This window comes from Micromonospora sp. NPDC047756, from assembly GCF_055587245.1.
On record NZ_JBVJGQ010000005.1, the window covers coordinates 236,364 to 259,675 of the forward strand.

A 23,312-nucleotide genomic window follows, 5' to 3' on the forward strand; every position below is an offset into this window, starting at 1 on the left:
AGACCGACGACGGATCGCCCACGCCCCGTCGGCCTACGGCTTGGGAATGCCGTCGAACCCGTCGGGCACCGTCAGCCAGGTGGCCCGGTTGACCGGCCAGAAGACGGTGAACGCCCGCCCGACCACGTCTTCCTCGGGGATGGTGGCCTCGGTGATGTCCTGCTGGGACTGCTGCCAGTGCTCCAGCGAGTCGCCGGAGGCGGAGCGGTGGTCGCCCATCACCCACAGCCGGCCCTTCGGCACGGTGATGTCGAACTCCTGGTCGGCGGCCTTGTCGCGAATCCCGTCCATGGAGAAGATGTACGGCTCGTCCAGCGACTTGCCGTTGATCATCAACCGTTCCTCGGGGTCGCAGCAGACCACGTGGTCACCGGGGATGCCGATCACCCGCTTGATGAAGTCCTCACCGTCGGGGTTACCGCTCCACGCGGTCGGCGCCTTGAACACGATCACCTCGCCGCGGTGCGGTGACCGGAAGTCGTAGACCAGCTTGTTGACCAGCACCCGGTCATCGATCTTGAGAGTGTTCTCCATGGACGGGGAGGGGATGAAGAAGGTCTGCAGCACGAAGGCGCGGACCAGCACCGCGACCAGGATCGCCACACCCAGCAGGATCGGCAGCTCCTTCCAGAAGGAGCTGCGCGGCTTGTCGGTCTGCTCGTCAATCACGCCAAGGAGCCTACGTTGCCCGGCTGGACGGCACCGTCCGGAACGCGCGGGAACCACGCAGCGCGGCTACCAATGGAAGCATCAGCAGCACACCGCCCTGCGGAGTCGGTCGCGCCGGAGTCGCGCCGGGGGACGCCGTGACCGGCCCGGAGACGTCCTCGAACGTGGACGGCACCGACAGGGCGCTCCACCGCGACGACGGCCAGACCACCATGAAGGCCCGGCCGACCACGTTGTCGATCGGCACCGGCCCCTGGCAACGCGCGTCCTGGGAGACCTCACGGTGATCACCCATGACGAAGATCTGACCGGGTGGCACGACGATCTCGTCGAAGCGCCGGGAGCGGCACTCCGCCGGGTTGGGCGGCAGGTCCAGGGGTGAGTCCCGCAGGACGTACGACTCGTTGAGCGGGATGCCGTTGACGGTCACCCGACCCTGACTGTCGCAGCACGCGACCCGGTCACCGGGGAGACCGATCACCCGCTTGATGAAGTCCTTCTCACCGGGGCGGCTCACCCCGACCAGGTCGCCGACGGTGCGGGCGAGCCGGCCGCTGACGCCGGGCTCCGGCTGCTCGTCGACCTGCGGCGCCCAGCGATCGGTGCCCCGGAAGACCACCACCTCGCCGCGCAGCGGATCGCGAACGTCGTAGACGACCTTGTTGACCAGCACCCGGTCACCGACGAGGAGGGTGTCCTCCATCGAGCCGGACGGAATGAAGAACGCCTGGAGCAGGAAGGTGCGGATCAGCACCGCGAGGCAGAACGCGACCACCAGCAGCAGCGGCAACTCCTGCCAGAGCGGCATCTGCCGGCGGGTGCGGCGAGCCCGTCGGCGCCACGGATCGACGGTGCCGTCCTCGTCAAGCGTCTGCACCACGCCACTCCCCGGTCCGCAGAAAACACCACCGCCCGGGAGCCTCGTCGAGGCTCCACGGGCGGTCGTGGACAACTACCCGCCACCTGGGGCGGGACCGCCGCCTCGCTGCGCCCGTACCGACCAGGGTAGTGCGCTCTGGTCGGTACGGCATACGCGCAGCTCGGGCGGCGTGGCGAGCGGGAAGTCAGCTGGGCTGCTTCTCCCGCTTCTCCTTGATCTTGGCCTTCTTGCCGCGCAGCTCGCGCAGGTAGTAGAGCTTGGCGCGACGCACGTCACCGCGGGTCACGACCTCGATCCGGTCGATGCCCGGGCCGTTGAGCGGGTAGGTCCGCTCGACGCCGACACCGAAGCTGACCTTGCGGACCGAGAAGGTCTCGCGCAGACCGTCACCCTGGCGGCGGATCACGACGCCCTGGAAGATCTGGACACGGGACCGGTTGCCCTCGACGACGCGGGCGTGCACCTTGACGGTGTCACCGGCCCGGAAGTCGGGAAGGTCGGTCCGCTTCGACTGGGCGTCAAGGGCGTCCAGGATGTTCATCGCTGCGTCCTCGTAAGGCTCACGGCGCACCGTCACTCGGTGCGCGGGTGGGTGATTCTGATTCCCGGGTGGTGATCGGCGAACCGACCCCGGTCGGGGATCCTCGCAGCCGACCGCGGGCGCGGACGGATGCGGCAACCCCCCTACTTTGCCACATCCCCCGGCGGAGGTTGAAATCCGGCCTGGTCGAGGGCCGCGATGTCCCGTTTGTCGAGCCGGTCCGCCGGGAGCGCGGCCAGCAGATCCGGCCGGCGGGCGGCGGTGCGCAGCAGACCCTCCTCGCGCCGCCAGCGGGCGATCCTGCCGTGGTCACCGGAGCGGAGCACCTCCGGCACGTCGTGCCCACGCCAACTCGGCGGCTTGGTGTAGATCGGCGCCTCCAGCAGCCCGTGCGCGTGCGACTCCTCGTCCAACGAGCCCGCGTTGCCCAGCACCCCGGGCAGCAGCCGGGTGACCGCCTCCAGCATCACCAGGACCGCGACCTCGCCGCCGAAGAGCACGTAGTCACCGAGCGACACCTCGGTGACCGGCATCCGGGTGGCGGCGTGCGCCAGGACCCGCTGGTCGATCCCCTCGTAGCGGCCGCAGGCGAAGAGCAGATGCGACTCCGCCGCCAACTCGTACGCCATGGCCTGGGTGAAGGGGGCACCGGCCGGCGACGGCACCAGCAGCCGTGGCGGCGGGGCGTCGAGCGGCGCGAGGGCGTCCAGCGCCTCACCCCACGGCTCAGGACGCATCACCATGCCCGGCCCGCCACCGTAGGGGGTGTCGTCGACGGTGCGGTGCACGTCATGGGTCCAGGTCCGCAGGTCGTGCACGGCAAGGTGGAGTACGCCGTTGGCCCGCGCCCGTCCGATCAGCGACAGGTCCAGCGGGGCGAAGTACTCCGGAAAGATCGACACGACGTCGACGCGCATGCGGGCTGGTCCTAAAGGTCGAGCAGTCCGGCTGGCGGGTCGACGATCACACGTCCGCCGGCCAGGTCGACCTCCGGAACGATCGCCCGGACGAACGGGATCAACGCGGTACGCCCCTCGGGGCGCCGCAGCACCAGCAGGTCGGACGAGGGCGCGTGGTCGATGCGGGCGACCTCACCCAGGCGCTCGCCGGCCGGGGTCACCACGGCCAACCCGACCAACTGGTGGTCGTGGAACTCCTCCGGGTCGTCCGGTGGGGTCACGTCGGCGCTGTCCAGCACGAGCAGCGTCCCACGCAGCGCCTCGGCGGTGTTGCGGTCCAGGATGCCCTCGAACGCGATCAGCATCCGGCCCTGGTGGAAGCGGGCTTCCTCGATGGTCAGCTCCGCGGGAACCCGGAACGGCACCCCGGGCCCATCGCTGGCCGGTGGGGGTGTCGCCCCCGGCTCAGTGCGCAGCACACCGCTGCTGCGCGGGGACGCAGCCGGGGGCGTCGCCCCCGGCTCAGTGCGCAGCACTGCACCGGGGGCGAACCGTGCCTCGGGCTCGTCGGTCCGCACTTCCACGGTGACCTCACCGCGGACACCGTGCGGCTTGCCGATCCTGCCGACGACGAGCTGCATCAGTACGAGTCGACGATGTCGACGCGAACCCCGCGCCCGCCGATGGAGCCGATCACCTGGCGCAGCGCCTTGGCGGTCCGGCCGGACCGCCCGATCACAGTGCCGAGGTCCTCGGGGTGCACGCGGACTTCCAGCCGCTTACCCCGACGGGAATCGACCAACCGCACCCGGACGTCGTCCGGGTGGTCGACGATGCCCTTGACCAGGTGCTCCAACGCCGGACGCAGTGGCATGTCAGGCCTGCTCACCGGCGTCGGCAGCGGCCGGAGCCTCGGTCTTCGGAGCCTCGGCAGCCGGAGCCTCAGCGTCGGCCTTCGGAGCCTCGGCAGCCTTGGCGGCCTTCTTGGCCGGCTTGGCCGGGGTCTCCGGGGCGAGCCCGGCGGCGGCCTTCGCCTCAGCCTCGTACGCCGCCTTGCGGTCGGCCCGCTCGGGAGCGACCAGGAGCGGCGGCGGGGCCGGCAGGCCCTTGTACTTCTGCCAGTCACCGGTCAGCTCCAGCAGCCGCTGCACCGCCTCGCTCGGCTGAGCGCCGACGGACAGCCAGTACTGGACCCGCTCCGACTTGACCTCGATGATCGAGGGGTCTTCCTTGGGCTGGTAAACCCCGACGAACTCGATCGCCCGGCCGTCACGCTTGGTGCGCGAATCGGCGACGACGATGCGGTACTGCGGGTTGCGGATCTTGCCCATCCGCAGGAGCCGGATCTTTACGGCCACAGTTGTTTCGCTCCTGTTGCGATCTCACCGGCCCAAACGGGCGGTGTGCATGGGTGAGCGCCGACCGGCACAGTGGGGTTGGGCCGGAGACTACTCGGTGGACTGGCGACGTGCCCGGGTTAGAGGGCGCCGGACGCGCGCCGGATACCAGCTAGCCATTCTGCCAGATCCGGTGCCGATCTCCCGCATCGGAGGGGTACACCACGTCGTCGGCGACCTCGACACCGCTCAGCGCACCGGTGGACGGTCCCATCCCGGTGGCAGTTTGTCCGGTATGCCCCACTCCGGCGGGGGCGTGAAGTCACACCAGGTGCCGTCGAACGGGAACTCGCCGGACTCGGCCAGCGCGATCACCCGCTCCCCCTCGGCGCGGACCGCCTTCTCGTCGGTCACCCAGTAGTCGGCGCCGAAGGCGAGCCGCTCGACGAACTCACCCTCGTCCTTCCACTCCCAGCTGCGGTCCGGCCACACCACCACGTCCAGGTCCTGGTCCACCACGTCGACGCCGGCCACCGGGCCGTCGTCCCAGCGGACACCGGGCTCCTCGAGGTTGACGTACCAGTGGGCGAACCGGCCCTGGGCGTCGGAGAACCACCAGACGGAGTGCGCCGCCCCCGTGGGCAGGAACTTCAACAGCGGCGGGCCGTTCCAACGCCCCTGCGCCAACCGGTACGTCGACAAGATCCACTCGGCGAACGGCATCGCCCGCATCCCCAGCCCGGCCTCGGTCACCTCGTGGGCCACCGGCGAGTCCCGGGCGATCCAGACCAGCAACCCTCGATCATCGTCGCTGACCACGCGGGCCGGCCGGACCCACCCGATCCGGCCGTGCCGCACGTTCCGATGCATGATCAGCCGGCCTGGCGCGAAGCGCACGACCGTCCTACGCCTCAGTAGGCGCGGGCGAGGATGGCGACCAGATCCGGCTCGTCCTCCGAGTCCGGTACCGACCCGTCGGCGCGCAGCAGGCAGCGCACCGTGACGCCCTGACCGTTCGCCTCCGCCTCACCGGCCACGCCGACCGCCGACCACGGCACCCGCGCCCAGCCGGTCGCGGCGGCCTCGATCGCCTCGGCCAGGGTGGCCACCTCCACGGTGCGCGACTCGCGGTTGGCCAGCGCCTGGTCGTGCAGCACCTGCTGGTCCGTCTCCAGGGCGCTCAGCACCGCGGTGACCACGTCCGCCACCGGCGTCGGGGTCTTCGAACCGTCGGTCCGCCGCACCACCGTCGCGTTGCCAACGGCCAGGTCACGGGGGCCGACCTCGACGCGTACCGGATAGCCACGCAGCTCGGCGTCGACGGCCCGGCGGCCGAACGGGGTGTCGGTCCGGTCGTCGAGCGCGACCCGGACACCGGCGTCGCGCAGGCCGTCGCGCAGCTTGGCCGCCGCCTCACCGACGCCGTCGCCGTCCTTGACGATCATGACGTACGCCTGGATCGGGGCCAGCTTCGGCGGCACGCGCAGGCCGTTGTCGTCGCCGTGCGCCATGATCAGGCCACCGAGCATCCGGGTGGACGTGCCCCAGGAGGTGGTCCAGGCGTGCTCCCGGCTGCCCTCCTTGGAGGAGTAGCTGATGTCGAACGCCCTGGCGAAGTTCTGGCCCAGCTCGTGGCTGGTGCCCAGCTGCAACGCCTTGCCGTCGCCCATCATGCCTTCGCAGGTGTACGTGGCCGTCGCCCCGGCGAAGCGCTCACGCTTCGTCTTCAGACCGACCACGACCGGAATGCCGATCACGTTGACCATCAGGTCCTCGTACGCCTCGTGCAGGATCCGCCGCGCGTACGCCCGGGCGTCCTCACGGGTGGCGTGCGCGGTGTGCCCCTCCTGCCAGAGGAACTCGCTGGTACGCAGGAAGATCCGCGGCCGAAGCTCCCACCGGACCACGTTCGCCCACTGGTTCAGCAGCAGCGGCAGGTCCCGGTACGAGTCGATCCACTTGGCCATGAACTCGCCGATGACCGTCTCGCTGGTCGGGCGCACCACCACCGGCTCGGCCAGCGGCTTGCCACCACCGTGCGTGACGACGGCCAGCTCCGGCGAGAAGCCCTCGACGTGCTCCGCCTCGCGCTTGAGATAGTTCTCGGGGATGAACAACGGGAAGTACGCGTTCTCCGCACCCGCCGCCTTGATCCGAGCGTCCATCTCAGCCTGCATACGCTCCCAGATGGCGTAGCCGGCCGGTCGGATGACCATGGTGCCGCGAACCGGGCCGTTGTCGGCCAGCTTCGCCTTGGCGATCAGGTCCTGGTACCAGCGGGGAAAATCCTCCGCACGGGGAGTGAGCACGCGTGCCATGACCGCACATCCTATGCGCCGCGCGGGCGGACACCGCGTCCGGGAGTCGCCAGCCCCGTACCGTGCCGTCCTCGGCGCCAGCACCAGGCCACTCCCGCCCCCGCCCGCGACAACGCGGAGCAGGCCGCGACGACGCCGCGCACCCCGCACCCCGCACCCCGCACCCCGCACCCCGCACCAAGATCCGAGCAACTTCCCGGATGTTGCTGCCTCAGGCGCGCGGCAGGCAGCAACATCCGGGAAGTTGTGCGGATCTTCGGGCCATGATCGTGCTCGATCCTGGATGTAGTGGCATCCCGCGACGTTGAGGCCCCTACATCGTGGTTCGAGCACGATCTTGCGCCAAGGGACGCGGCACACGCGCACAGCCGCACAGCGGCCCAGCGGCCCAGCGCACCACGACGGCGGAACCCGCGGGGGGCGGTCAGCGGATGACGCGGCCGCGGAGGATCGTGCGGGACGGGGCGCGGACGACGCGCAGGTCACTGCGGGGGTCCTCGGGGTAGACGGTCAGGTCGGCGAGGCCGCCCTCCACCAGGCCGGGAAAGCCGAGCCACTCCCGGGCGCCCCAGGAGGCGGCGGCGAGCACGTCGATCGGGGCCATGCCCGCCCGCTCGTGCAGCAGCAGCATCTCCTCGGCGGCCAACCCGTGATCGATGCCACCGCCGGCGTCGGTGCCCACGTAGATGGGCACCCCAGCCTCGTACGCGGCACGCACCACCTCGGGGAAGCCGTCACGCAACGCCAGCATGTGGTCGGCGTACCCGGGAAACTTGCCCCGCGCCTGCTCGGCGATCCCCCCGAAGGTGGCAATGTTGATCATCGTGGGGACCAGCGCGGTGCCCTGGCGGGCCATCTCGTCGATCAGGTCGAGGGTGAGCCCGGTGCCGTGCTCCACCGAGTCGACCCCGGCCCGCACCATGATCTCGACGGCCGACTCGGAGAAGGTGTGCACCGCGGCGCGTACCCCGGCGTCGTGTGCGGCCCGCACGGCGGCGCTGAGGGTGTCCGCGTCCCAGGCCGGCGCCAGGTCACCGACGCCACGGTCGATCCAGTCGCCGACCAGCTTGACCCAGCCGTTGCCAGCCCGTGCCTGCGCGGCCACCGTCGCGGCGACCTCGGTGGCGTCGACCTCCACGCCGATGTCGCGCAGGTAGCGCTTCGGCGGGGCGACGTGCCGGCCCGCGCGGGCCAGTCGCGGCAGGTCCGGCTCGTCGTCGAGTTCGGGGTACGGGTACGGCGAGCCGGCGTCCCGGATCGCCAGCACCCCGGCGTCCCGGTCGACGTGGGCCAACGCGCGGGCCTGGTCGAGTGAGGTGATCGGGGCGCCACCTCGGGCGATGCCGATGTGGCAGTGCGCGTCGACCAACCCCGGCAACACGAAGCCGCCGTCGACGACGGTCTGGGCATCGGGTACGGGAGTGAAGGTCACCCGGTCGCCGACCAGCCAGAGATCCCGGACCTCGTCGTCGGGGAGCAGCACGCCGCGCACATGAAGAGCCATGCGCACAGTCCTACCCGATCACTCCCCGTCGGGGGCGAGCAGGTCGTTCTTCCGAGCGGTCAGGGCGGGCAGGTCCACGGAGACCTTCCACGGGTGCTCGGTGACGAACAGGTCCTCGGTGTGGGCGACCTGCTCGTACTCGCGGGTGGCGCCAAGGGTGTACTCGGTCAGCGTGACGTGTTCCTGCAACGGGTCCACCACCCAGTAGGACCGGACGCCGGCGTGCGCGTAGACCTTCGCCTTGTCGTACATGTCGCGGAAGCTGGAGGTCGGGGAGACGACCTCCACGGCGAGCAGGGCGTCCTCCACCGGGACCGGCGATCGGCCGGCATGCTTACGGCGAATGACCACCACGTCGGGGCGAGGCTCGTTGCGCCGGTCGACCCGCATGGACAGGTCGATACTGACCAGGTATTCCGGCGGGCAGTTGACGCGAAGCGTGAGCAGCAGCTCGACGCAGAACTCCTGGTGCACGGCAGTCGGCGACGGCACGATCAACCTTCCGTTGATCAGTTCGTACGGAAGGTCCTTCGGCAGGTCACCGAGGTCGTCGACCGTCCACTCGTGCCGTTCGGGCAGGATCGGGGCTGCGGTCATGACATCTCCTTCCAGGGGGCGACCTCACCCTAAGCGCCGGATCAGTCGCCCGCCGTCACCGACACACGTCAGCGCGGGCCCTTGTCGCCGCCCTTGCCGAGCTTGTTGAAGTCGATCTTCGGAAGCTTGAAGCCGGGCGGCAGGCCCTGGCCGCCAGCGAGGTCGTTCGGGTCCATCCCCGGCGGGAGCTGCGGCATTCCGCCCGGGAAACCGGCGGGCATCCCGGCGCCGGCGCCGGTACGCGGACGACCGCCACCCTTGGTGCCCTTGCGCTTGTTCTTCGGCGACTTGGTCGCCTTGCGCCGGCCACCGCCGGGCAGGCCCATCATGCCGCCCATCTGCTTCATCATCTTCTGCGCGTCGGCGAAGCGGTTGAGCAGTTGGTTGACGTCCATCACGGTGACCCCGGAGCCGTTGGCGATACGCGCCCGGCGGGAACCGTTGATGATCTTCGGGTTGGTCCGCTCGCCCGGGGTCATCGACCGGATGATCGCGGTGACCCGGTCGAAGTGGCTGTCGTCCAGCTCGGCGAGCTGGTCCTTCATCTGCCCCATGCCCGGCATCATGGCCAGCACGTTGGCGATCGGGCCCATCCGCCGCACCGCGATGAGCTGGTCGAGGAAGTCGTCAAGGGTGAACTGCTCACCGCCCATCAGCTTGGCGGTCATCTTCTCCTTCTGATCGGAGTCGAAGGCCTGCTCGGCCTGCTCGATCAGAGTGAGGACGTCGCCCATGCCGAGGATCCGGCTGGCCATCCGGTCGGGGTGGAAGACGTCGAAGTCCTCCAGCTTCTCACCGGTGGACGCGAACAGGATCGGCTGCCCGGTGACCTCGCGGACCGACAGCGCGGCACCACCGCGGGCGTCGCCGTCGAGCTTGGAGAGCACCACACCGGTGATGCCGACGCCGTCGCGGAACGCCTCGGCGGTGCGGACGGCGTCCTGACCAACCATCGCGTCGATGACGAAGATGACCTCGTCCGGCGAGACGGCGTCGCGAATGTCGGCGGCCTGCTGCATCATCTCGGCGTCGATGCCGAGGCGGCCGGCGGTGTCGACGATGACGATGTCGCGGGCGGCGCGCTTGGCGTGCTCGATCGACGCGCGGGCCACCTGCACCGGGTCACCGGTGCCGTTGCCGGGCTCCGGGGCGTACACCTCGACACCGGCCCGGCCACCGAGCACCTGGAGCTGCCCGACGGCGTTGGGGCGCTGGAGGTCGGCGGCGACGAGCAGCGGCTGATGCCCCTGGCCCTTCAGCCAGCGGGCCAGCTTGCCGGCGAGGGTCGTCTTACCGGAGCCCTGGAGGCCGGCCAACATGATCACGGTCGGGGGCTGCTTGGCGAACTGGAGCCGCCGCCCCTCGCCGCCGAGCACGTTGATCAGCTCTTCGTTGACGATCTTGATGATCTGCTGGGCCGGGTTCAGCGCCTGGGAGACCTCGGAGCTGCGGGCCCGCTCCTTGACGGCCGCGATGAAGCCCTTGACCACCGGCAGCGCGACGTCCGCCTCCAGCAGCGCGAGGCGGATCTCGCGCGCGGTGGCGTCGATGTCGGCGTCGGTGAGCCGCCCCTTGCCGCGGAGCTTGGTGAAGATCCCGGACAGGCGGTCACTCAAGGTGTCAAACACGCGAACATCCCGTTTGTCAGTGTTCCGGCGGGCACAACGCGGCCGGCACTGCGGAGTCCGGCCACCGCTAGGGTAACCGCCCGGCCGTAGGGCCGCTGTCGCCCGGCCCGGGCCTCACCCCGAGACCAACCCCGACTGGTACGCGAACACGACGAGCTGGGCCCGATCCCGGGCTCCCAGCTTGCCCATCGCCCGGCTGACGTGGGTCCGCGCGGTCGCCGGGCTGACCACCAACCGCACGGCGATCTCCTCGTTGTTCAGGCCCTCACCGACCAGGCCGACGACCTGACGCTCCCGATCGGTCAGCGCCTCCAGTCGCGGGTGCGGACGAAGCACCCGCGACGGCCGGGTGGCGAACTCCCGCACCACCCGACGGGTCACCGACGGCGACAGCAGCGCCTCCCCCTCGGCGACGAGCCGGATCGCGCGCAGCAGCTCAGTCGGTCTGGTGTCCTTGGTGAGGAACCCGCTCGCACCGTGCCGCAGCGCGTCGAAGACGTACTCGTCCAGCTCGAACGTGGTGAGCACCACCACCCGCGTGCCGGTCAGGTCGGGGTCGCCGACGATACGGCGGGTCGCCTCGATGCCGTCGATGCCGGGCATCCGGATGTCCATCAGCACCACGTCCGGGCGCTCCCGACGGGCCAACTCGACCGCCCGCAGCCCGTCGGACGCCTCGCCGGCCAGCGCCAGGTCGTCCTCGCTCTCCACCAACGCGCGCAGCCCGAGCCGGACCAGATCCTGGTCGTCGGCGATCAGCACCCGGATCACGTGGTCGGCTCCACGGGCAGCCTCGCGTACACCCGAAACCCGCCCCCGGCGCGCGGCCCGGTGGTCAACCGCCCACCCAACGCCGCGACCCGCTCGCGCATCCCGGCCAGACCGTGGCCACCCTCGCCGTCGGCCGGAGCCGTTCCGGCGCGGTCGGCACCTGACCCCCCGTCGGTGACCTCGACGGTCACCTCGTCGACCCGGTAGTCCACCGTCACCTCCGCGCTCGCCACTCCCGCGTGACGCAGCACGTTGGTCAACGCCTCCTGCACCACCCGGTACGCGGCCAGGTCCACCGCGGCCGGCACCTCCCTGGGCTCCCCGACCACGCGCACCTCCACGGCGAGCCCCGCCCCGGCCAGCCGGTCGCGCAGCGCCGGAAGCCGGGCCAGGCCGGGTACCGGCTCACGCTCGGCGCCCCGGCGCACCGCACCCAGGGTGACCCGTAGCTCGTCCAGCGCCTCGCGGCTGGTCCGGCTGATCGCGGTCAGGGCCACCTCCGCCTGCTCCGGCCGCTTCGGCAGCAGGTGCAGGGCGATCTCCGCCTGCATGCTGATCGCGGCCAGCCCGTGCCCCACCACGTCGTGCACCTCCTGCGCGATGCGCAGCCGCTCCTCGTCGGCCTGCCGTCGCGCCTGCTCAACTCGGCCGCGGGCCTCTTCGGCACGGGTACGCGCGGTCGCCTCACGGCTCACCCGCACCACCACCCCCACCGCGAACGGTACGACCACCCAGGCCGACGCGGGCAGCACTCCCGTCCAACCCGGCGCGGGCCCCCGCCCGAAGAAGACGTGCGCCAACAACAGAACGAACGCGCCACCGGTGGCGAGCGCCGCCGGTCGCACCGGCAGCCACACGGCCACGCTGTAGACCGCGACCAGGAACGTGACCAGAATCGGCCCGTACGGGTAGCCGATCAGCAGGTACGCCGAGGTGGCCACCGTGACCACGGCGAGAGCGGCGACCGGAGCACGCCGCCGCACCAGCAGGGCGAGCGCCGCGACGGCGATCAGCACCCGACTCACGGCGTCCACCGGCCTCGACCCCGGCTGGTTGTCCCCGGCCAGCCCGGTGGCAAGCAGTCCGAACCCGAGCAGCACCACGCCGAGCGCGGCATCCGCCGCCACCTCCGGCCACCACCACCGCCCGTCTCGCCGCATGGCCGTCATTCTGCCCGCGCGGACCCCGCGCGACGTCCGTCCACCAGCGGCACCGCCCCTACGCCCCCCGACGTACCCCCGCCCCCGCCTGCCCGCCCCCGCCCCCGCCCTCGCCCTCGCCCCCGCCCTCACCCTCGCCCTCGCCCTCGCCCCCGCCCCCGCCCTCGCCCTCGCCCTCGCCCTCGCCCTCGCGATCTTGCACTTTGTGTCGTCGCTATGCGGCTTTTACCTGGCATGCGGGGACACAAAGTGCAAGATCGACGTAGGGGTGCGGGGGCGACGCGGGGCAGGGCGGGGCCGGGGCGACGCGGGGCAGGGCGGGGCCGGGAGACGCGGAGCAGGGGGGGCCGGGGCGACGCGGAGCAGGGCGGGGCCGGGAGACGCGGGGCAGGGCCGGGCGGGGGGACGCGGGGCGGGGTGGGGCGGTTAGACGGCGGCTAGGACGGCGGCTTCCAGGCGAGCCCGGGTGGTGTCGTCCGGCCAACCGCCCACCAGGTAGAAGGCGTCGACCACGTCGGCGCCGAGGGTGGAGATGCGGGCCGCGCGAACCAGGGCGCCGGCCTCGTCGAGCGCGCAGGTGACCCGGTAGAGCAGCCCGGCGGCGTCGGCGGCGCGCAGTTCCAGCAGTACGGCGTCGGTGGCCGCCTCGCGGTGCCAGACCACACGTGGAGCCGCGCCACCGCCACGGCTGGCGAGGGCACGGCCCCGCAGCCGTTGGGTGACCGACACGTCGCCGGCGACCGCCCGGCGCAGGTCGGCGCGGAGCGGGACCGGGTCCGGCGGAAGGCCGTAGCGGGGCTGCACCCGGCACTCGACCAGAGCCCGGCCGTCGACGGCGGAGGCGTCCGCGGAGATCACCTCCAGCCGGTGCAGGGCCAGGCAGCCGGCCACCGTAGCGAGCAGACCCCGCCGGTCGGCCGCCGCGACCGACACCCGGTCGCCGGTCAGGTGGACGACCGGCAGGGGTCCGGCCAGCAGCTCCGGGTCCGGGGCGGGTGGCTCCGGAAGTACGCCGGTGTCCAGCGCGGTGCGGACCCGGGCGACCAACTCGGCGACGAGCCGGCCCTTCCAGTCGGACCAGGCCGCCGGCCCGGTCGCCGCCGCGTCGGCGCGGACCAACGCGTGCAGCACGTCGAGGGTGCCGGTGTCGCCGACCGCCTCGGCCACCGAGGCGATGGTGACCGGGTCGCTCAGGTCCCGGCGGGTCGCCACGTCGGGCAGCAGCAGGTGCAGCCGGACCAGCTTGCCGATCAGCTCGACCTCGGCGGTGGGCAGACCGACCCTGGTGGCCACCGCCTGGGCTACCGGCACGCCGACGGTGCTGTGGTCACCGGGGAGTCCCTTGCCGATGTCGTGCAGGAGAGCGCCGAGGAGCAGCAGGTCCGGGCGCTCCACCTCGCGGGCGTGCCGGCTGGCCTCGTGCGCGGTCTGCACGAGGTGCCGGTCGAGGGTGAAGCGGTGCACCGGGTTGTGCTGGGGCAGGCTGCGCAGCCGGGTCCACTCGGGCAGCCAGCCGTCGACCAGCCCGTACCGGTCGCAGGTCTCCCAGGCCGGCACCAGGCCGGGGCCGGCGCCCAGCAGGGTGATCAGCGCGGCCCGGGCCTCGGCCGGCCAGGGGGCCGGCAGGGGCGGACAGTACGCCGCCAGCCACTCGCAGGTGGCCCGCGCGATGGGGAGTCGGGTCGTGGCCGACGCGGCGGCCACCCGCAGCGAGAGGCTCGGGTCGGGGCGCGCCCCGATCGCCGTGCGGGCGAGCACCAACTCGCCGTCGTGTTCGACCACGTCGCGGGCGACCGGGCGGCGGACCGGGCGGCCGTTGCCGCCGCGGGAGCGGCCGGAGCGCAGCCGGTCGGCGGCCCGGAAGGCGTCGTCCAGGGCGTGGCTGACCGTGCGGGCGTCACCGGCGACCCGACGCAGCAGCGCGTCGCCGTCGTCCACCACGGCTCCCGGCCGCCCCTCGGCGTCGGACCCGCCGGGCTGGAGTTGTCGCAGGCCGAGCAGGTTGGCCACTCCGTCGCGTTCCTGGGCGACCAGCCGGTCGACCCGTCGGCCGACCTGCTGGTGCAGCGCGTCGCGGGTGTCCAACAGGCGCAGGTGAGCGGCGCGTACGGCGGGACGCAGCGCGTCGGTGATGCCGGCGGCGGAGATCGCCCGCAGCAGCCCCACGTCGCGCAGACCACCGGCGGCCTCCTTGAGGTCGCCCTCCAGCAGGAACGCCAGCTCGCCGTGGGCCTGCCAACGGGCCTCGGTGACCTCGCGCAGGCCGGAAAGGTGCCGGACGGCGGTACGTCGCCAGTGATCGGCGGCGGTGCGGATCAGCGCGTCGGCCAGCGCCTGGTCCCCCACGATCATCCGGGCGTCGAGCAGCCCGAGGGCTACCTTGACGTCGTCCTGGGCCACCGAGAGCGCCTCGGCGACGGTGCGGACGGAGTGGTCGAGCCGCAGGCCCGCGTCCCAGATCGGGTACCACACCGACGCGGCCAGCTCGTCGGTGCCGGGCACCCCGGCGTGCACCAGCACCAGGTCGAGGTCGCTGTACGGGGCACACTGCCGCCGACCCAGGCCCCCGACGGCCAGCAGCGCCACCCCGTCCCGCGGCGGCAGCAACCCCCGCAGGAACGAGTCGTACGCCGCGGCCCGCCCCCGCCGGGCCGCTTCCCCGATCCCCCCGGGAACGCCGACGACCTCGTTGATCAAGAGGTTCGCGTCACCGTCATCGGCGGGTCCTGACGCGTTCTTCTTGATCAACGAGGTCATGTCAGTCGTGGCCGCGTCAGAGTGCGTCGAGGCCGCGTTCGCCGGTACGCACCCGGACGACCTCTTCGACACCGGTGACCCAGACCTTGCCGTCACCGATCTTGCCCGTGCGGGCCGCTCCGACGATGGCGTCCACCACCTTGTCGACGTCGATCTCGTCGGTGAGCACCTCGACCCGGATCTTGGGCAGGAACTCGACCGTGTACTCGGCACCCCGGTAGACCTCGGTGTGCCCCTTCTGCCGTCCGTACCCCTGAACCTCGCTGACGGTCAGCCCGGCCACCCCGAGGGCGTGCAGGGCCTCCTTCACCGCGTCCAGTTGGTACGGCTTGATGACTGCGGTCACCAGCTTCATGTCCAACCCCTCCATCCCAGGAACGTTAACCGGCGACCTTTTCGCTGACCGGCTCGGCGGGCTCCGCCTCCGGCTTGGCACCACTCGTCGAACCGCCACCGGAGGTGCCGATGCCGGCCATCGCGAACGCGCCGCCCGCGCCGCCACCGGCCGGTGACAGGTCGTAGCCGCTCTCGGCGTGCTCGCCGATGTCGATGCCCTCGACCTCCGCCTCGGCCTTGACCCGGAAGCCGATCGTCTTCTCGATGACGAAGGCGAGCACCCAGGCGATGCCGAACGACCAGGCGGTGACGATCAGGCCGGCGAGCGCCTGGCGTCCGAGTTGGGTCACGCCGCCGCCGTAGAAGAGGCCGTCGGAGGCGCCCACCACGTCGGTGATCGCGGAGTTGACCGAGTTGGTGGCGAAGAGGCCGAGCCAGAGCGACCCGATCCAACCACCGACGAAGTGCACGCCCACCACGTCGAGCGAGTCGTCGTAGCCGAGCTTGTACTTGAGGCTGACGGCGAGCGCGCACACCGCGCCGGCGACGACACCGAGCAGGACGGACGCCCACGGTGCGATGAAGCCACAGGCCGGGGTGATGGCGACCAGGCCGGCGACGGCGCCGGACGAGGCGCCGACCATCGTCGGCTTGCGGGTCTTGATCCACTCGACAGCGATCCAGCCGAGCACCGCCGCAGCCGTGGCGAGCTGGGTGTTGATGAAGGCGAGGCCGGCGACCGAGTCGACGGTCAGCTCCGAGCCGGCGTTGAACCCGAACCAGCCGAACCACAGCAGACCCGCACCGAGCGCGACCAGCGGGATGTTGTGCGGCTTCATGCCCTCACGCGGCCAACCGAGCCGCTTTCCGAGGACCAGGACCACGGCCAGGGCCGCCGCACCGGCGTTGATGTGCACCGCGGTGCCACCGGCGAAGTCCAGCGCGTGGATGTCGCCGCCGATGATGCCGCCGCCCCACACCCAGTGGGCGACCGGGAAGTAGACCAGGGTGGCCCAGCCGAAGGCGAACAGCAGCCAGCCGGCGAACTTGGCCCGGTCCGCGATGGCACCGCTGATGAGCGCGACGGTGATCACCGCGAAGACCATCTGGAAGGCCATGAACACGTAGAGCGGGACGCCGATGCCGCTGGGGTTCTCCGCCGTGGCACCCCACAGGTCGGTCTCGGCGAGGAAGGTCTTGGTGCCGAGGTACGCGCCCGGGTCGCCCCAGAAGCCGTTCACGTCGGTCCCGAAGGCGACGCTGAATCCGTAGAACCACCACAGAATAGAGATGAGCCCGATAGCCGAGAAGCTCATCATCATCATGTTGAGTACGCCCTTGGCCCGGTTGAGGCCGCCGTAGAACAGCGCCAGTCCGGGGGTCATGAGCAGCACGAGCGCGGTCGAAACCAGCAGCCACGTGGTATTGGCGCCGTCGATCGTCGGTGCTTCAGGCACGCTGGCCTCCTAAAAGGTGAAGTCCTCCTTCGCGGCTTTCCGGGGCAGCGTCGCCCGTAGGCCGGTTGCGCGGAAGCTTCGCGGCCGGCTGTTTCACTTTGGGTCCCGTGCGGGTTTCCGTTTCGTGACGGGTTGTTTCGGACGTGTCACGAACTCCGCACAGTCATCAGCATGGACGATTGTGGATCGACCGGACGGCGACCGTCGATGGCTGACCGGTCAACGGCATCGACCGGTGCGCTTGACGCGCCCGGCCGAGCATCGCCGGCCGGCGCTCAGCGGAGGGCGTTCTCCAGGGTGTGCCGCTCGTAGTCGAGCAGTCGCAGATCGCGCATCGGTCGACGCAGGTGACCCTTGTGCACGATCCGGACGAACGCCGGCTCGCCGGCGGCGGCCATCCGGCGGATCCCCTCGACGTGGTCCACGATCCGTTTACGGATGGTGCGGATCAGCCGGTGCCGGTCCCGGGGGATCAGCCCGTACGCGTCGGCGAAGAGCCGGAGGCGGCGAGGGCGGTCCGGGTTCTTCCAGCCCAGCGTGATCGAGTCGCGGTCCGCGAAGATCGGCACCCAGGTCCAGGCCGCGTACGCCACGTCGTAGATCCGCGCTCCGGGCGAGGCGAGGTCGAAGTCGATCAGCCCGAGGGTGCCGTCCGGACGCCAGATCACGTTGTGCGGCGCGGCGTCGTGGTGACAGATCACCTCGGTGTCCGGCGGTGGGGGCCCGAACGACCGCCAGACCGCCGCCTGCGGAGGGGTGAAGCCGTACTGCGCGTCGTGGAACATGCGCAGCATGGTGGCGACGGTGACCAGGGCCTCGTCGGTCACCCAGTGCGGGGCGAGCGGATATTCGCCGCACTCCCCCTCCAGGTACGACAGCACCTCACGGTTGCGCTCGTCCATCCCGAGCGCCCGGGGGGCTCCGGTGAACCCCACGTACTCCAGGTGGCGCAGCAGCGCGTGCACGGACGGGGTCCACGGTCCGGCGTTGCGACGGACCGTGTCACCCACGCGGACGACGGTGCTCACGTTGCCGCCGTGCAGCGGGATCTCCTGCGAAGTCACGTACGGTCTCCCGAGGCGCTGCGAAGAATGGCCAGGGTCACGCCAGCCCGCGTACGCGCGATCGTCAGTGGTCACCCGAGACTACGCGTCCCGGCCGGTGGCCTCAGTCCCCAGCAACGCGTCGACGAACTGCGCCGGGTCGAACGGGGCCAGGTCGTCCTTGCCCTCGCCGAGGCCGACCAGCTTCACGGGGATACCGAGCTTGCGCTGCACGGCGATCACGATGCCGCCCTTGGCGGTGCCGTCGAGCTTGGTGAGCACCACGCCGGTCACGTTGACCACCTCGGTGAAGACCCGGGCCTGCTCCAGGCCGTTCTGCCCGGTGGTGGCGTCCAGGATGAGCAGTGTCTCGTCGATCGGGCCCTGCTTCTCCACCACGCGCTTGACCTTGCCCAGCTCGTCCATCAGGCCGATCTTGTTCTGCAGGCGGCCGGCGGTGTCGATGAGCACGGTGTCCACGCCGGTGTCGATGCCGCGCTTGACGGCGTCGAAGGCGACGCTGGCCGGATCGGCGGCCTCCGGCCCCCGCACGGTCTCCGCTCCGACGCGCGAGCCCCAGGTCTCCAGTTGGTCGGCCGCGGCGGCCCGGAAGGTGTCCGCCGCGCCGAGCAGCACGCTGCGACCGTCGGCCACCAGCACCCGGGCGATCTTGCCGCAGGTGGTGGTCTTGCCGGCGCCGTTGACGCCGACGACGAGGACCACCGCCGGCACGCCGTCCTTGGGGGCGGTCCGCAACGAGCGGTCCAGGCTCGGGTCGAGCGCGTTGACCAGCTCGGCGGCGAGCAGTGCCCGCAGCTCGGAGGCCGAGCGGGTGCCGAGCACCCGGGTGCGCTCGCGAAGCCGGTCGACGATGTCACGGGTGGCGTCCACGCCGACGTCGGCGGTGATCAGGCTGTCCTCGATCTCCTCCCAGACGTCCTCGTCGAGGTGGTCACGGGCGAGCAGACCGAGCAGGCCCTTGCCGAACACGCTCTGTGAGCGGGACAGCCGCGAGCGGAGCCGGACCAGCCGGCCGGCGGTCGGCTCGGGCACCTCGACCTGCGGTTCGAGGACCGGCGGCGGCTCGACCAGGACGCCGGTGGACAGATCGGACTCCGGTGCCTCGACCGGCGGGCCGGCGAGATCCTCCTCGGCCCTGGTGTCGACCTCCGTGCGGGGCAACGGGGGCTCGGGCCGTCGCCGCAGGCGCGGGACGACCAACCCGACTGTGCCGGCGATCAGCACACCGAGCAGGACCAGAGCGAGGACGAGATATTCGGCCATGCCGGAATCCTGTCAGATGCCGGCGACGGCGTCCCAGCCACCGCACCCCGAGCCGTGCACGGAGTCTCCGCCGCCGCCCTCCCAGGCGGCGCCCGGCATCTCAGCCGCCGCCCTCCCGCGCGGTGCCCGGCATCTCAGCCACCGCCCGCAGCCGGTGCCCGGAATCCGGCGGTAGGCTCGCGCCATGTCCGCCGCACACCTCCTCATCGGCCCACTTCTGCGGCGAGTCGTGGACACCCGGGCCACCATCTGGGTGGAGACCGCCGGGCCCGCCGTGGTCACCGTCCGCACCGCCGACGGCGCCACCGGCGCCGCGCCCACCTTCTCGGCGTACGACCATCACTACGCCCTCGTGGTCGTGGAGGGCCTCACCCCGGACAGCGAGACCACCTACGAGGTGCTCGTCGACGACGAGCTCGTCTGGCCCGTGCCGAGCAGCGGGTTCCCGCCGAGCGTGATCCGCACCCGGGCCGCCGACGACCGGGACCAGCCGGTCAACCTGATCTTCGGCTCGTGCCGGGAGACCACCCAGCACTCCACCACCCGCAAGCTGCCACCTGACGCGCTGGACGCGTACGCCCGGCGGTTGATGGCGGACCCGGAGTCGAACCCGCTGCCCGACCTGCTCGTGTTGCTCGGTGACCAGGTCTACGCCGACGTCACCTCGCCCACTGTGCGCCGGTTGCTGCGTCGACGGCGGCGGCGGCCGAAGGGCGCTCCCGCCGACCAGGTGGTGAGTTTCGACGAGTACACCAAGCTCTACCTGGAGTCCTGGCGTGATCCGGAGATCCGCTGGCTGCTCTCCACGGTGCCCAGCGTGATGATCTTCGACGATCACGAGATCATCGACGACTGGAACACCTCGGCGGCGTGGCGGGCCGAGGTACGCGAGCAGCCGTGGTGGGCGGAGCGGATCGGCAGCGGGCTCGCCTCGTACTGGGTCTACCAGCACCTGGGCAATCTCTCGCCCGACGAGATCGTCGCCGATCCGGTCTTCGCCAAGGTCGCCGCCGCCGAGGACGCCACCAGCGTGCTGCGCGAGTTCGGCCACCGGGTCGACCAGGAGTCCGACCTGGCCCACGACACCGAGCGCTGGCGCGCGGTGCAGTACCAGTGGAGCTACGCACTGGATCTGGGCCGGACCCGGCTGGTCATGCTGGACAACCGGTGCAGCCGGGTGCTCGAGCCCAACAGCAGGGCGATGCTGCCGCCGGGCGAGTGGGCCTGGTTCCTCGACCAGGCGCACGGGGTCTACGACCACCTGGTGGTGGGCGCCTCGCTGCCCTGGCTGCTGCCGCAGGGCATCCACCACATCGAGGCGTGGAACGAAAAACTGGCGGACTCACGCCGGCCGTGGGTGGCGCGCGGGGCGGAGAAGCTGCGGCGTGCCCTGGACCTGGAGCACTGGGCGGCGTTCCGGCGGTCCTTCGAGGCGCTCGCGGAGACGTTCGCCCGGATCGGCACCGGCACGCCGCGGCAGTCCGGCGCGCGGATCGGGGCCGGCCCGGCGTACGCCCCACCGGCGTCGATCAGCGTGCTCTCCGGTGACGTGCACCACTCGTACGTGGCACGGGCCCGGTTCGCGGACCCGACGGTGGTCACCCCGGTGCACCAGCTCACCTGTTCGCCGATCCACAACCAGGTGCCGGCGGGCATTCGTCCGCTGATGAAGCTGGGCTGGTCGCCGGGGCCGGCCGGGGCCACCCGGGCGCTGGCCCGTTCGGCGGGCGTACGCCGGCCGGGAGTGCGCTGGCGCAAGCTGGCCGGCCCGTACTTCGGCAACGCGGTCGCCACTCTGACCCATCAGGGGCGCGGGGCGGACGTGGTCATCGAGGGCACCACGAAGGACGGGCACCTACGCCCCGTGATGCGGCGTCGACTCTCCGGCGACGGCGAGCCAACCGCGCCGTAGTCTCTACGCCGTGGACGAGCACCTGCCGGAGCCGATCCGGGCGGTCGAGCACGAGTTGACCGCTTTGCTGCGCCGTGGCCGAGCGGTCTCCTGGGAGATCGCCCGGGAGGTGCACCCGAATCTGGAGCCGAACACCTATGGGCTGTTGCTCTGGTTGCGGCGTAGCGGGTCGATCCGGTTGACCGAGTTGGCGGCGCGGTTGGGCGTGGGCAAGGGCACGCTGAGCCGGCAGATCAACGCGTTGGAGGTCCTCGGCCTGGTCCACCGCGACCCCGATCCGAGTGATCGGCGGGCCGCGCAGATCAGCATGACCGAGGAGGGGCAGCGCCGGTTCGACGTTGCCCGTTCGGCGCGCCTGGGCGAGTTTCTGCGTGCCCTGGACGGTTGGCCGGAGCGGGACGTCGAGGAGTTCGCCCGGCTGCTCGGCCGGTTCAACGACTCCTGGCAGTAGGCGTCGCGGCGGGGAATAGCGCGCCGGTCCCACAAGTTGTTGCTTCAGGCAACCAAGGCATACGGTTGCCTCAGGCAATTCTCAGGCGGCCCGCGCGTACCGGCCCCGCCGCCGTTCCACCTCGACTCCGCTCGGAGGCAACCCACGATGAGCCAGGCCACAGTCCCCACGCGGGCGGCCGCCGTCGACATGACCCACCGGCAGATCCTGGAAGCGCTCTCCGGCCTGCTGCTGGGTCTGTTCGTCGCGATCCTCTCCTCCACGGTCATCTCGAACGCGCTGCCGCGAATCATCACCGAACTGCACGGCGGCCAGTCCGCGTACACCTGGGTGGTGACCTCGGCCCTGCTCGCGACCACGGCGACCACCCCCATCTGGGGCAAGATGGCCGATCTGACCAACAAGAAGACACTCGTCCAGATCGCGCTGGGGGTCTACGTACTGGGCTCGGTGCTGGCCGGCCTCGCGCAGGGCACCGGTGAGCTGATCGCCTGTCGGGTGCTTCAGGGCGTCGGCGCAGGCGGCCTCACCGCACTGGCCCAGGTGATCATGGCCACGATGATCTCGCCGCGCGAGCGGGGCCGCTACAGCGGCTACCTCGGCGCGGTGATGGCCGTCGGCACCATCGGCGGCCCGCTGATCGGCGGCGTGATCGTGGACACCTCCTGGCTCGGCTGGCGCTGGTGCTTCTACGTCGGCGTGCCGTTCGCCATCATCGCGCTGATCGTGCTCCAGAAGACCCTGCACCTGCCGGTGGTCAAGCGGAAGGCGCAGATCGACTGGTGGGGCGCCACTCTGATCACCGCGGCCGTCTCGCTGCTGCTGATCTGGGTCTCGCTCGCCGGCGACCAGTTCGCCTGGGCGTCCTGGCAGACCGCCGCGATGGTCGTCGGTGCCGTGCTCCTCGGCGCGCTGGCGATCCGGGTCGAGACCCGGGCCGCCGAGCCGGTGATCCCGCCGCGGTTGTTCCGCAACCGCACCATCACCCTCGCCGTGGTCGCCAGCGTCGCGGTCGGTGTGGCTCTGTTCGGCGCGTCGATCTTCCTCGGTCAGTACTTCCAGATCAGCCGTGGCCAGAGCCCGACCATGTCCGGTCTGATGACCCTGCCGATGATCCTCGGCCTGCTGGTCGCCTCCACGGTGATCGGGCGGGTCATCTCCACGACCGGCCGCTGGAAGCGGTACCTGGTGATCGGCACGGCGCTGCTCACCATCGGCTTCGCCCTGATGGGCACGCTCCGCGCGGACACCAGCTTCACCCTGCTCAGCGTGTACATGGCGCTGATCGGCCTCGGCCTGGGCATGACCATGCAGAACCTGGTCCTGGCCGTGCAGAACACCGTCAGCGTCCACGAGCTCGGCGCGGCCAGCTCGGTGGTGGCGTTCTTCCGCAGCCTCGGTGGCGCGATCGGTGTCTCCGCCCTCGGCGCGGTGCTCGCCCACCGGGTCAAGGACTACACCGCCGACGGGCTGGCCCAGCTTGGCATCCCCGCCTCCAGCTCCGGCAGCGGCGGCACCCTGCCCGACGTGCACACCCTGCCCGGCCCGCTGCGGGCTGTCGTCGAGAGCGCGTACGGCCACGGTGCCGGCGACATCTTCCTGGTGGCCGCCCCGTTCGCGTTGATCGCGTTCATCGCGGTGCTCTGCATCAAGGAGGTGCCGCTGCGTCAGCACAACGACAGCCCGGTTTCCGCCGAGGTCGAGCGGGAATCGACAGTCGCCGCCGGCGCTGGCGCGGCCGTGATCCGTACCGGCGAGCAGAGGTGAG

At 71.5% G+C, this 23,312-nt stretch carries 22 protein-coding genes; 3 read left to right on the top strand and 19 right to left on the bottom strand.

Annotation, left to right across the window (positions count from 1 at the left end):
- Positions 1 to 33: 33 nt before the first annotated feature.
- The 19 genes from lepB (ACZ6NZ_RS17715) to ftsY form a co-directional block, all read right to left on the bottom strand.
- Positions 34 to 669, bottom strand: coding sequence for a signal peptidase I (gene lepB / locus ACZ6NZ_RS17715; RefSeq protein ID WP_366608254.1), 636 nt, complete (start codon positions 667 to 669; stop codon positions 34 to 36).
- Between the two features lie 10 nt (positions 670 to 679).
- Positions 680 to 1,549, bottom strand: a complete 870-nt coding sequence (gene lepB / locus ACZ6NZ_RS17720) for a signal peptidase I (RefSeq protein WP_366608253.1) — start codon at positions 1,547 to 1,549, stop codon at positions 680 to 682.
- A 184-nt stretch (positions 1,550 to 1,733) separates the two neighbouring features.
- The gene (gene rplS, locus ACZ6NZ_RS17725; RefSeq protein WP_030335223.1) at positions 1,734 to 2,090 is read right to left on the bottom strand and encodes a 50S ribosomal protein L19; all 357 of its coding nucleotides are present in this window, start codon (positions 2,088 to 2,090) and stop codon (positions 1,734 to 1,736) included.
- A gap of 143 nt (positions 2,091 to 2,233) precedes the next feature.
- Entirely contained in the window at positions 2,234 to 3,007 is a 774-nt protein-coding gene (gene trmD, locus ACZ6NZ_RS17730; protein ID WP_465859030.1) for a tRNA (guanosine(37)-N1)-methyltransferase TrmD, read from the bottom strand.
- Between the two features lie 11 nt (positions 3,008 to 3,018).
- Positions 3,019 to 3,630: a ribosome maturation factor RimM gene (gene rimM / locus ACZ6NZ_RS17735; protein WP_465859032.1), complete on the bottom strand. Its 612-nt coding sequence runs from the start codon at positions 3,628 to 3,630 to the stop codon at positions 3,019 to 3,021.
- The gene (locus tag ACZ6NZ_RS17740; RefSeq protein WP_186718042.1) at positions 3,630 to 3,890 is read right to left on the bottom strand and encodes an RNA-binding protein; all 261 of its coding nucleotides are present in this window, start codon (positions 3,888 to 3,890) and stop codon (positions 3,630 to 3,632) included. The genes rimM and ACZ6NZ_RS17740 overlap by 1 nt, the downstream gene beginning before the upstream one ends.
- Positions 3,865 to 4,347, bottom strand: coding sequence for a 30S ribosomal protein S16 (gene rpsP / locus ACZ6NZ_RS17745; protein WP_465859034.1), 483 nt, complete (start codon positions 4,345 to 4,347; stop codon positions 3,865 to 3,867). Before rpsP ends, ACZ6NZ_RS17740 begins: the two co-directional genes overlap by 26 nt.
- Before the next feature lie 228 nt (positions 4,348 to 4,575).
- Positions 4,576 to 5,223 carry a ribonuclease FAU-1 family protein gene (locus tag ACZ6NZ_RS17750; RefSeq protein ID WP_465859036.1) on the bottom strand — a complete coding sequence of 216 codons (648 nt, stop codon included), beginning with the start codon at positions 5,221 to 5,223 and terminating at the stop codon, positions 4,576 to 4,578.
- A gap of 14 nt (positions 5,224 to 5,237) precedes the next feature.
- Positions 5,238 to 6,644: a proline--tRNA ligase gene (gene proS, locus ACZ6NZ_RS17755; protein ID WP_465859037.1), complete on the bottom strand. Its 1,407-nt coding sequence runs from the start codon at positions 6,642 to 6,644 to the stop codon at positions 5,238 to 5,240.
- 424 nt (positions 6,645 to 7,068) lie between these two features.
- A complete protein-coding gene (locus tag ACZ6NZ_RS17760; protein ID WP_465859039.1) occupies positions 7,069 to 8,148 on the bottom strand; it encodes an amidohydrolase family protein in 1,080 nt (359 codons plus the stop codon).
- Between the two features lie 18 nt (positions 8,149 to 8,166).
- On the bottom strand, positions 8,167 to 8,745 hold the full coding sequence (locus ACZ6NZ_RS17765; RefSeq protein WP_465859041.1) for a Uma2 family endonuclease: 579 nt from the start codon (positions 8,743 to 8,745) through the stop codon (positions 8,167 to 8,169).
- Between the two features lie 68 nt (positions 8,746 to 8,813).
- The gene (ffh, locus tag ACZ6NZ_RS17770) at positions 8,814 to 10,373 is read right to left on the bottom strand and encodes a signal recognition particle protein (RefSeq protein WP_357269939.1); all 1,560 of its coding nucleotides are present in this window, start codon (positions 10,371 to 10,373) and stop codon (positions 8,814 to 8,816) included.
- Positions 10,374 to 10,487: 114 nt separating this feature from the next.
- Positions 10,488 to 11,144: a response regulator transcription factor gene (locus ACZ6NZ_RS17775; protein ID WP_465859043.1), complete on the bottom strand. Its 657-nt coding sequence runs from the start codon at positions 11,142 to 11,144 to the stop codon at positions 10,488 to 10,490.
- The gene (locus ACZ6NZ_RS17780) at positions 11,141 to 12,304 is read right to left on the bottom strand and encodes a sensor histidine kinase (RefSeq protein ID WP_465859045.1); all 1,164 of its coding nucleotides are present in this window, start codon (positions 12,302 to 12,304) and stop codon (positions 11,141 to 11,143) included. Before ACZ6NZ_RS17780 ends, ACZ6NZ_RS17775 begins: the two co-directional genes overlap by 4 nt.
- Before the next feature lie 426 nt (positions 12,305 to 12,730).
- Positions 12,731 to 15,061 carry a [protein-PII] uridylyltransferase gene (locus ACZ6NZ_RS17785; protein WP_465859047.1) on the bottom strand — a complete coding sequence of 777 codons (2,331 nt, stop codon included), beginning with the start codon at positions 15,059 to 15,061 and terminating at the stop codon, positions 12,731 to 12,733.
- Positions 15,062 to 15,077: 16 nt separating this feature from the next.
- Positions 15,078 to 15,416 (bottom strand): P-II family nitrogen regulator, encoded by a 339-nt coding sequence (locus ACZ6NZ_RS17790; protein WP_172862163.1) that lies wholly within the window; start codon positions 15,414 to 15,416, stop codon positions 15,078 to 15,080.
- 25 nt (positions 15,417 to 15,441) lie between these two features.
- Positions 15,442 to 16,854, bottom strand: coding sequence for an ammonium transporter (locus ACZ6NZ_RS17795; protein ID WP_465859049.1), 1,413 nt, complete (start codon positions 16,852 to 16,854; stop codon positions 15,442 to 15,444).
- A 275-nt stretch (positions 16,855 to 17,129) separates the two neighbouring features.
- Positions 17,130 to 17,993, bottom strand: a complete 864-nt coding sequence (locus ACZ6NZ_RS17800; RefSeq protein WP_366608241.1) for an aminoglycoside phosphotransferase family protein — start codon at positions 17,991 to 17,993, stop codon at positions 17,130 to 17,132.
- 6 nt (positions 17,994 to 17,999) lie between these two features.
- On the bottom strand, positions 18,000 to 19,181 hold the full coding sequence (ftsY, locus tag ACZ6NZ_RS17805) for a signal recognition particle-docking protein FtsY (protein ID WP_366608240.1): 1,182 nt from the start codon (positions 19,179 to 19,181) through the stop codon (positions 18,000 to 18,002).
- Positions 19,182 to 19,365: 184 nt separating this feature from the next.
- Here ftsY and ACZ6NZ_RS17810 point away from each other — a divergent pair, with 184 nt between their 5' ends.
- From ACZ6NZ_RS17810 to ACZ6NZ_RS17820, 3 genes are all read left to right on the top strand, one after another.
- On the top strand, positions 19,366 to 21,093 hold the full coding sequence (locus tag ACZ6NZ_RS17810) for an alkaline phosphatase D family protein (RefSeq protein ID WP_465859051.1): 1,728 nt from the start codon (positions 19,366 to 19,368) through the stop codon (positions 21,091 to 21,093).
- Positions 21,094 to 21,103: 10 nt separating this feature from the next.
- Positions 21,104 to 21,544 (top strand): MarR family winged helix-turn-helix transcriptional regulator, encoded by a 441-nt coding sequence (locus tag ACZ6NZ_RS17815; protein ID WP_366608238.1) that lies wholly within the window; start codon positions 21,104 to 21,106, stop codon positions 21,542 to 21,544.
- Between the two features lie 147 nt (positions 21,545 to 21,691).
- A complete protein-coding gene (locus tag ACZ6NZ_RS17820) occupies positions 21,692 to 23,311 on the top strand; it encodes an MDR family MFS transporter (RefSeq protein ID WP_465859054.1) in 1,620 nt (539 codons plus the stop codon).
- Position 23,312 lies beyond the last annotated feature (1 nt).

Coding starts and splice junctions, on each gene's coding strand:
- rplS (WP_030335223.1), bottom strand. CDS start 2,090: ATGAACATCCTGGACGCCCTTGACGCCCAGTCGAAGCGGACCGACCTT.
- trmD (WP_465859030.1), bottom strand. CDS start 3,007: ATGCGCGTCGACGTCGTGTCGATCTTTCCGGAGTACTTCGCCCCGCTG.
- rimM (WP_465859032.1), bottom strand. CDS start 3,630: ATGCAGCTCGTCGTCGGCAGGATCGGCAAGCCGCACGGTGTCCGCGGT.
- proS (WP_465859037.1), bottom strand. CDS start 6,644: ATGGCACGCGTGCTCACTCCCCGTGCGGAGGATTTTCCCCGCTGGTAC.
- ACZ6NZ_RS17760 (WP_465859039.1), bottom strand. CDS start 8,148: ATGGCTCTTCATGTGCGCGGCGTGCTGCTCCCCGACGACGAGGTCCGG.
- ACZ6NZ_RS17765 (WP_465859041.1), bottom strand. CDS start 8,745: ATGACCGCAGCCCCGATCCTGCCCGAACGGCACGAGTGGACGGTCGAC.
- ACZ6NZ_RS17780 (WP_465859045.1), bottom strand. CDS start 12,304: ATGCGGCGAGACGGGCGGTGGTGGTGGCCGGAGGTGGCGGCGGATGCC.
- ACZ6NZ_RS17785 (WP_465859047.1), bottom strand. CDS start 15,061: ATGACCTCGTTGATCAAGAAGAACGCGTCAGGACCCGCCGATGACGGT.
- ACZ6NZ_RS17790 (WP_172862163.1), bottom strand. CDS start 15,416: ATGAAGCTGGTGACCGCAGTCATCAAGCCGTACCAACTGGACGCGGTG.
- ftsY (WP_366608240.1), bottom strand. CDS start 19,181: ATGGCCGAATATCTCGTCCTCGCTCTGGTCCTGCTCGGTGTGCTGATC.
- ACZ6NZ_RS17810 (WP_465859051.1), top strand. CDS start 19,366: ATGTCCGCCGCACACCTCCTCATCGGCCCACTTCTGCGGCGAGTCGTG.
- ACZ6NZ_RS17820 (WP_465859054.1), top strand. CDS start 21,692: ATGAGCCAGGCCACAGTCCCCACGCGGGCGGCCGCCGTCGACATGACC.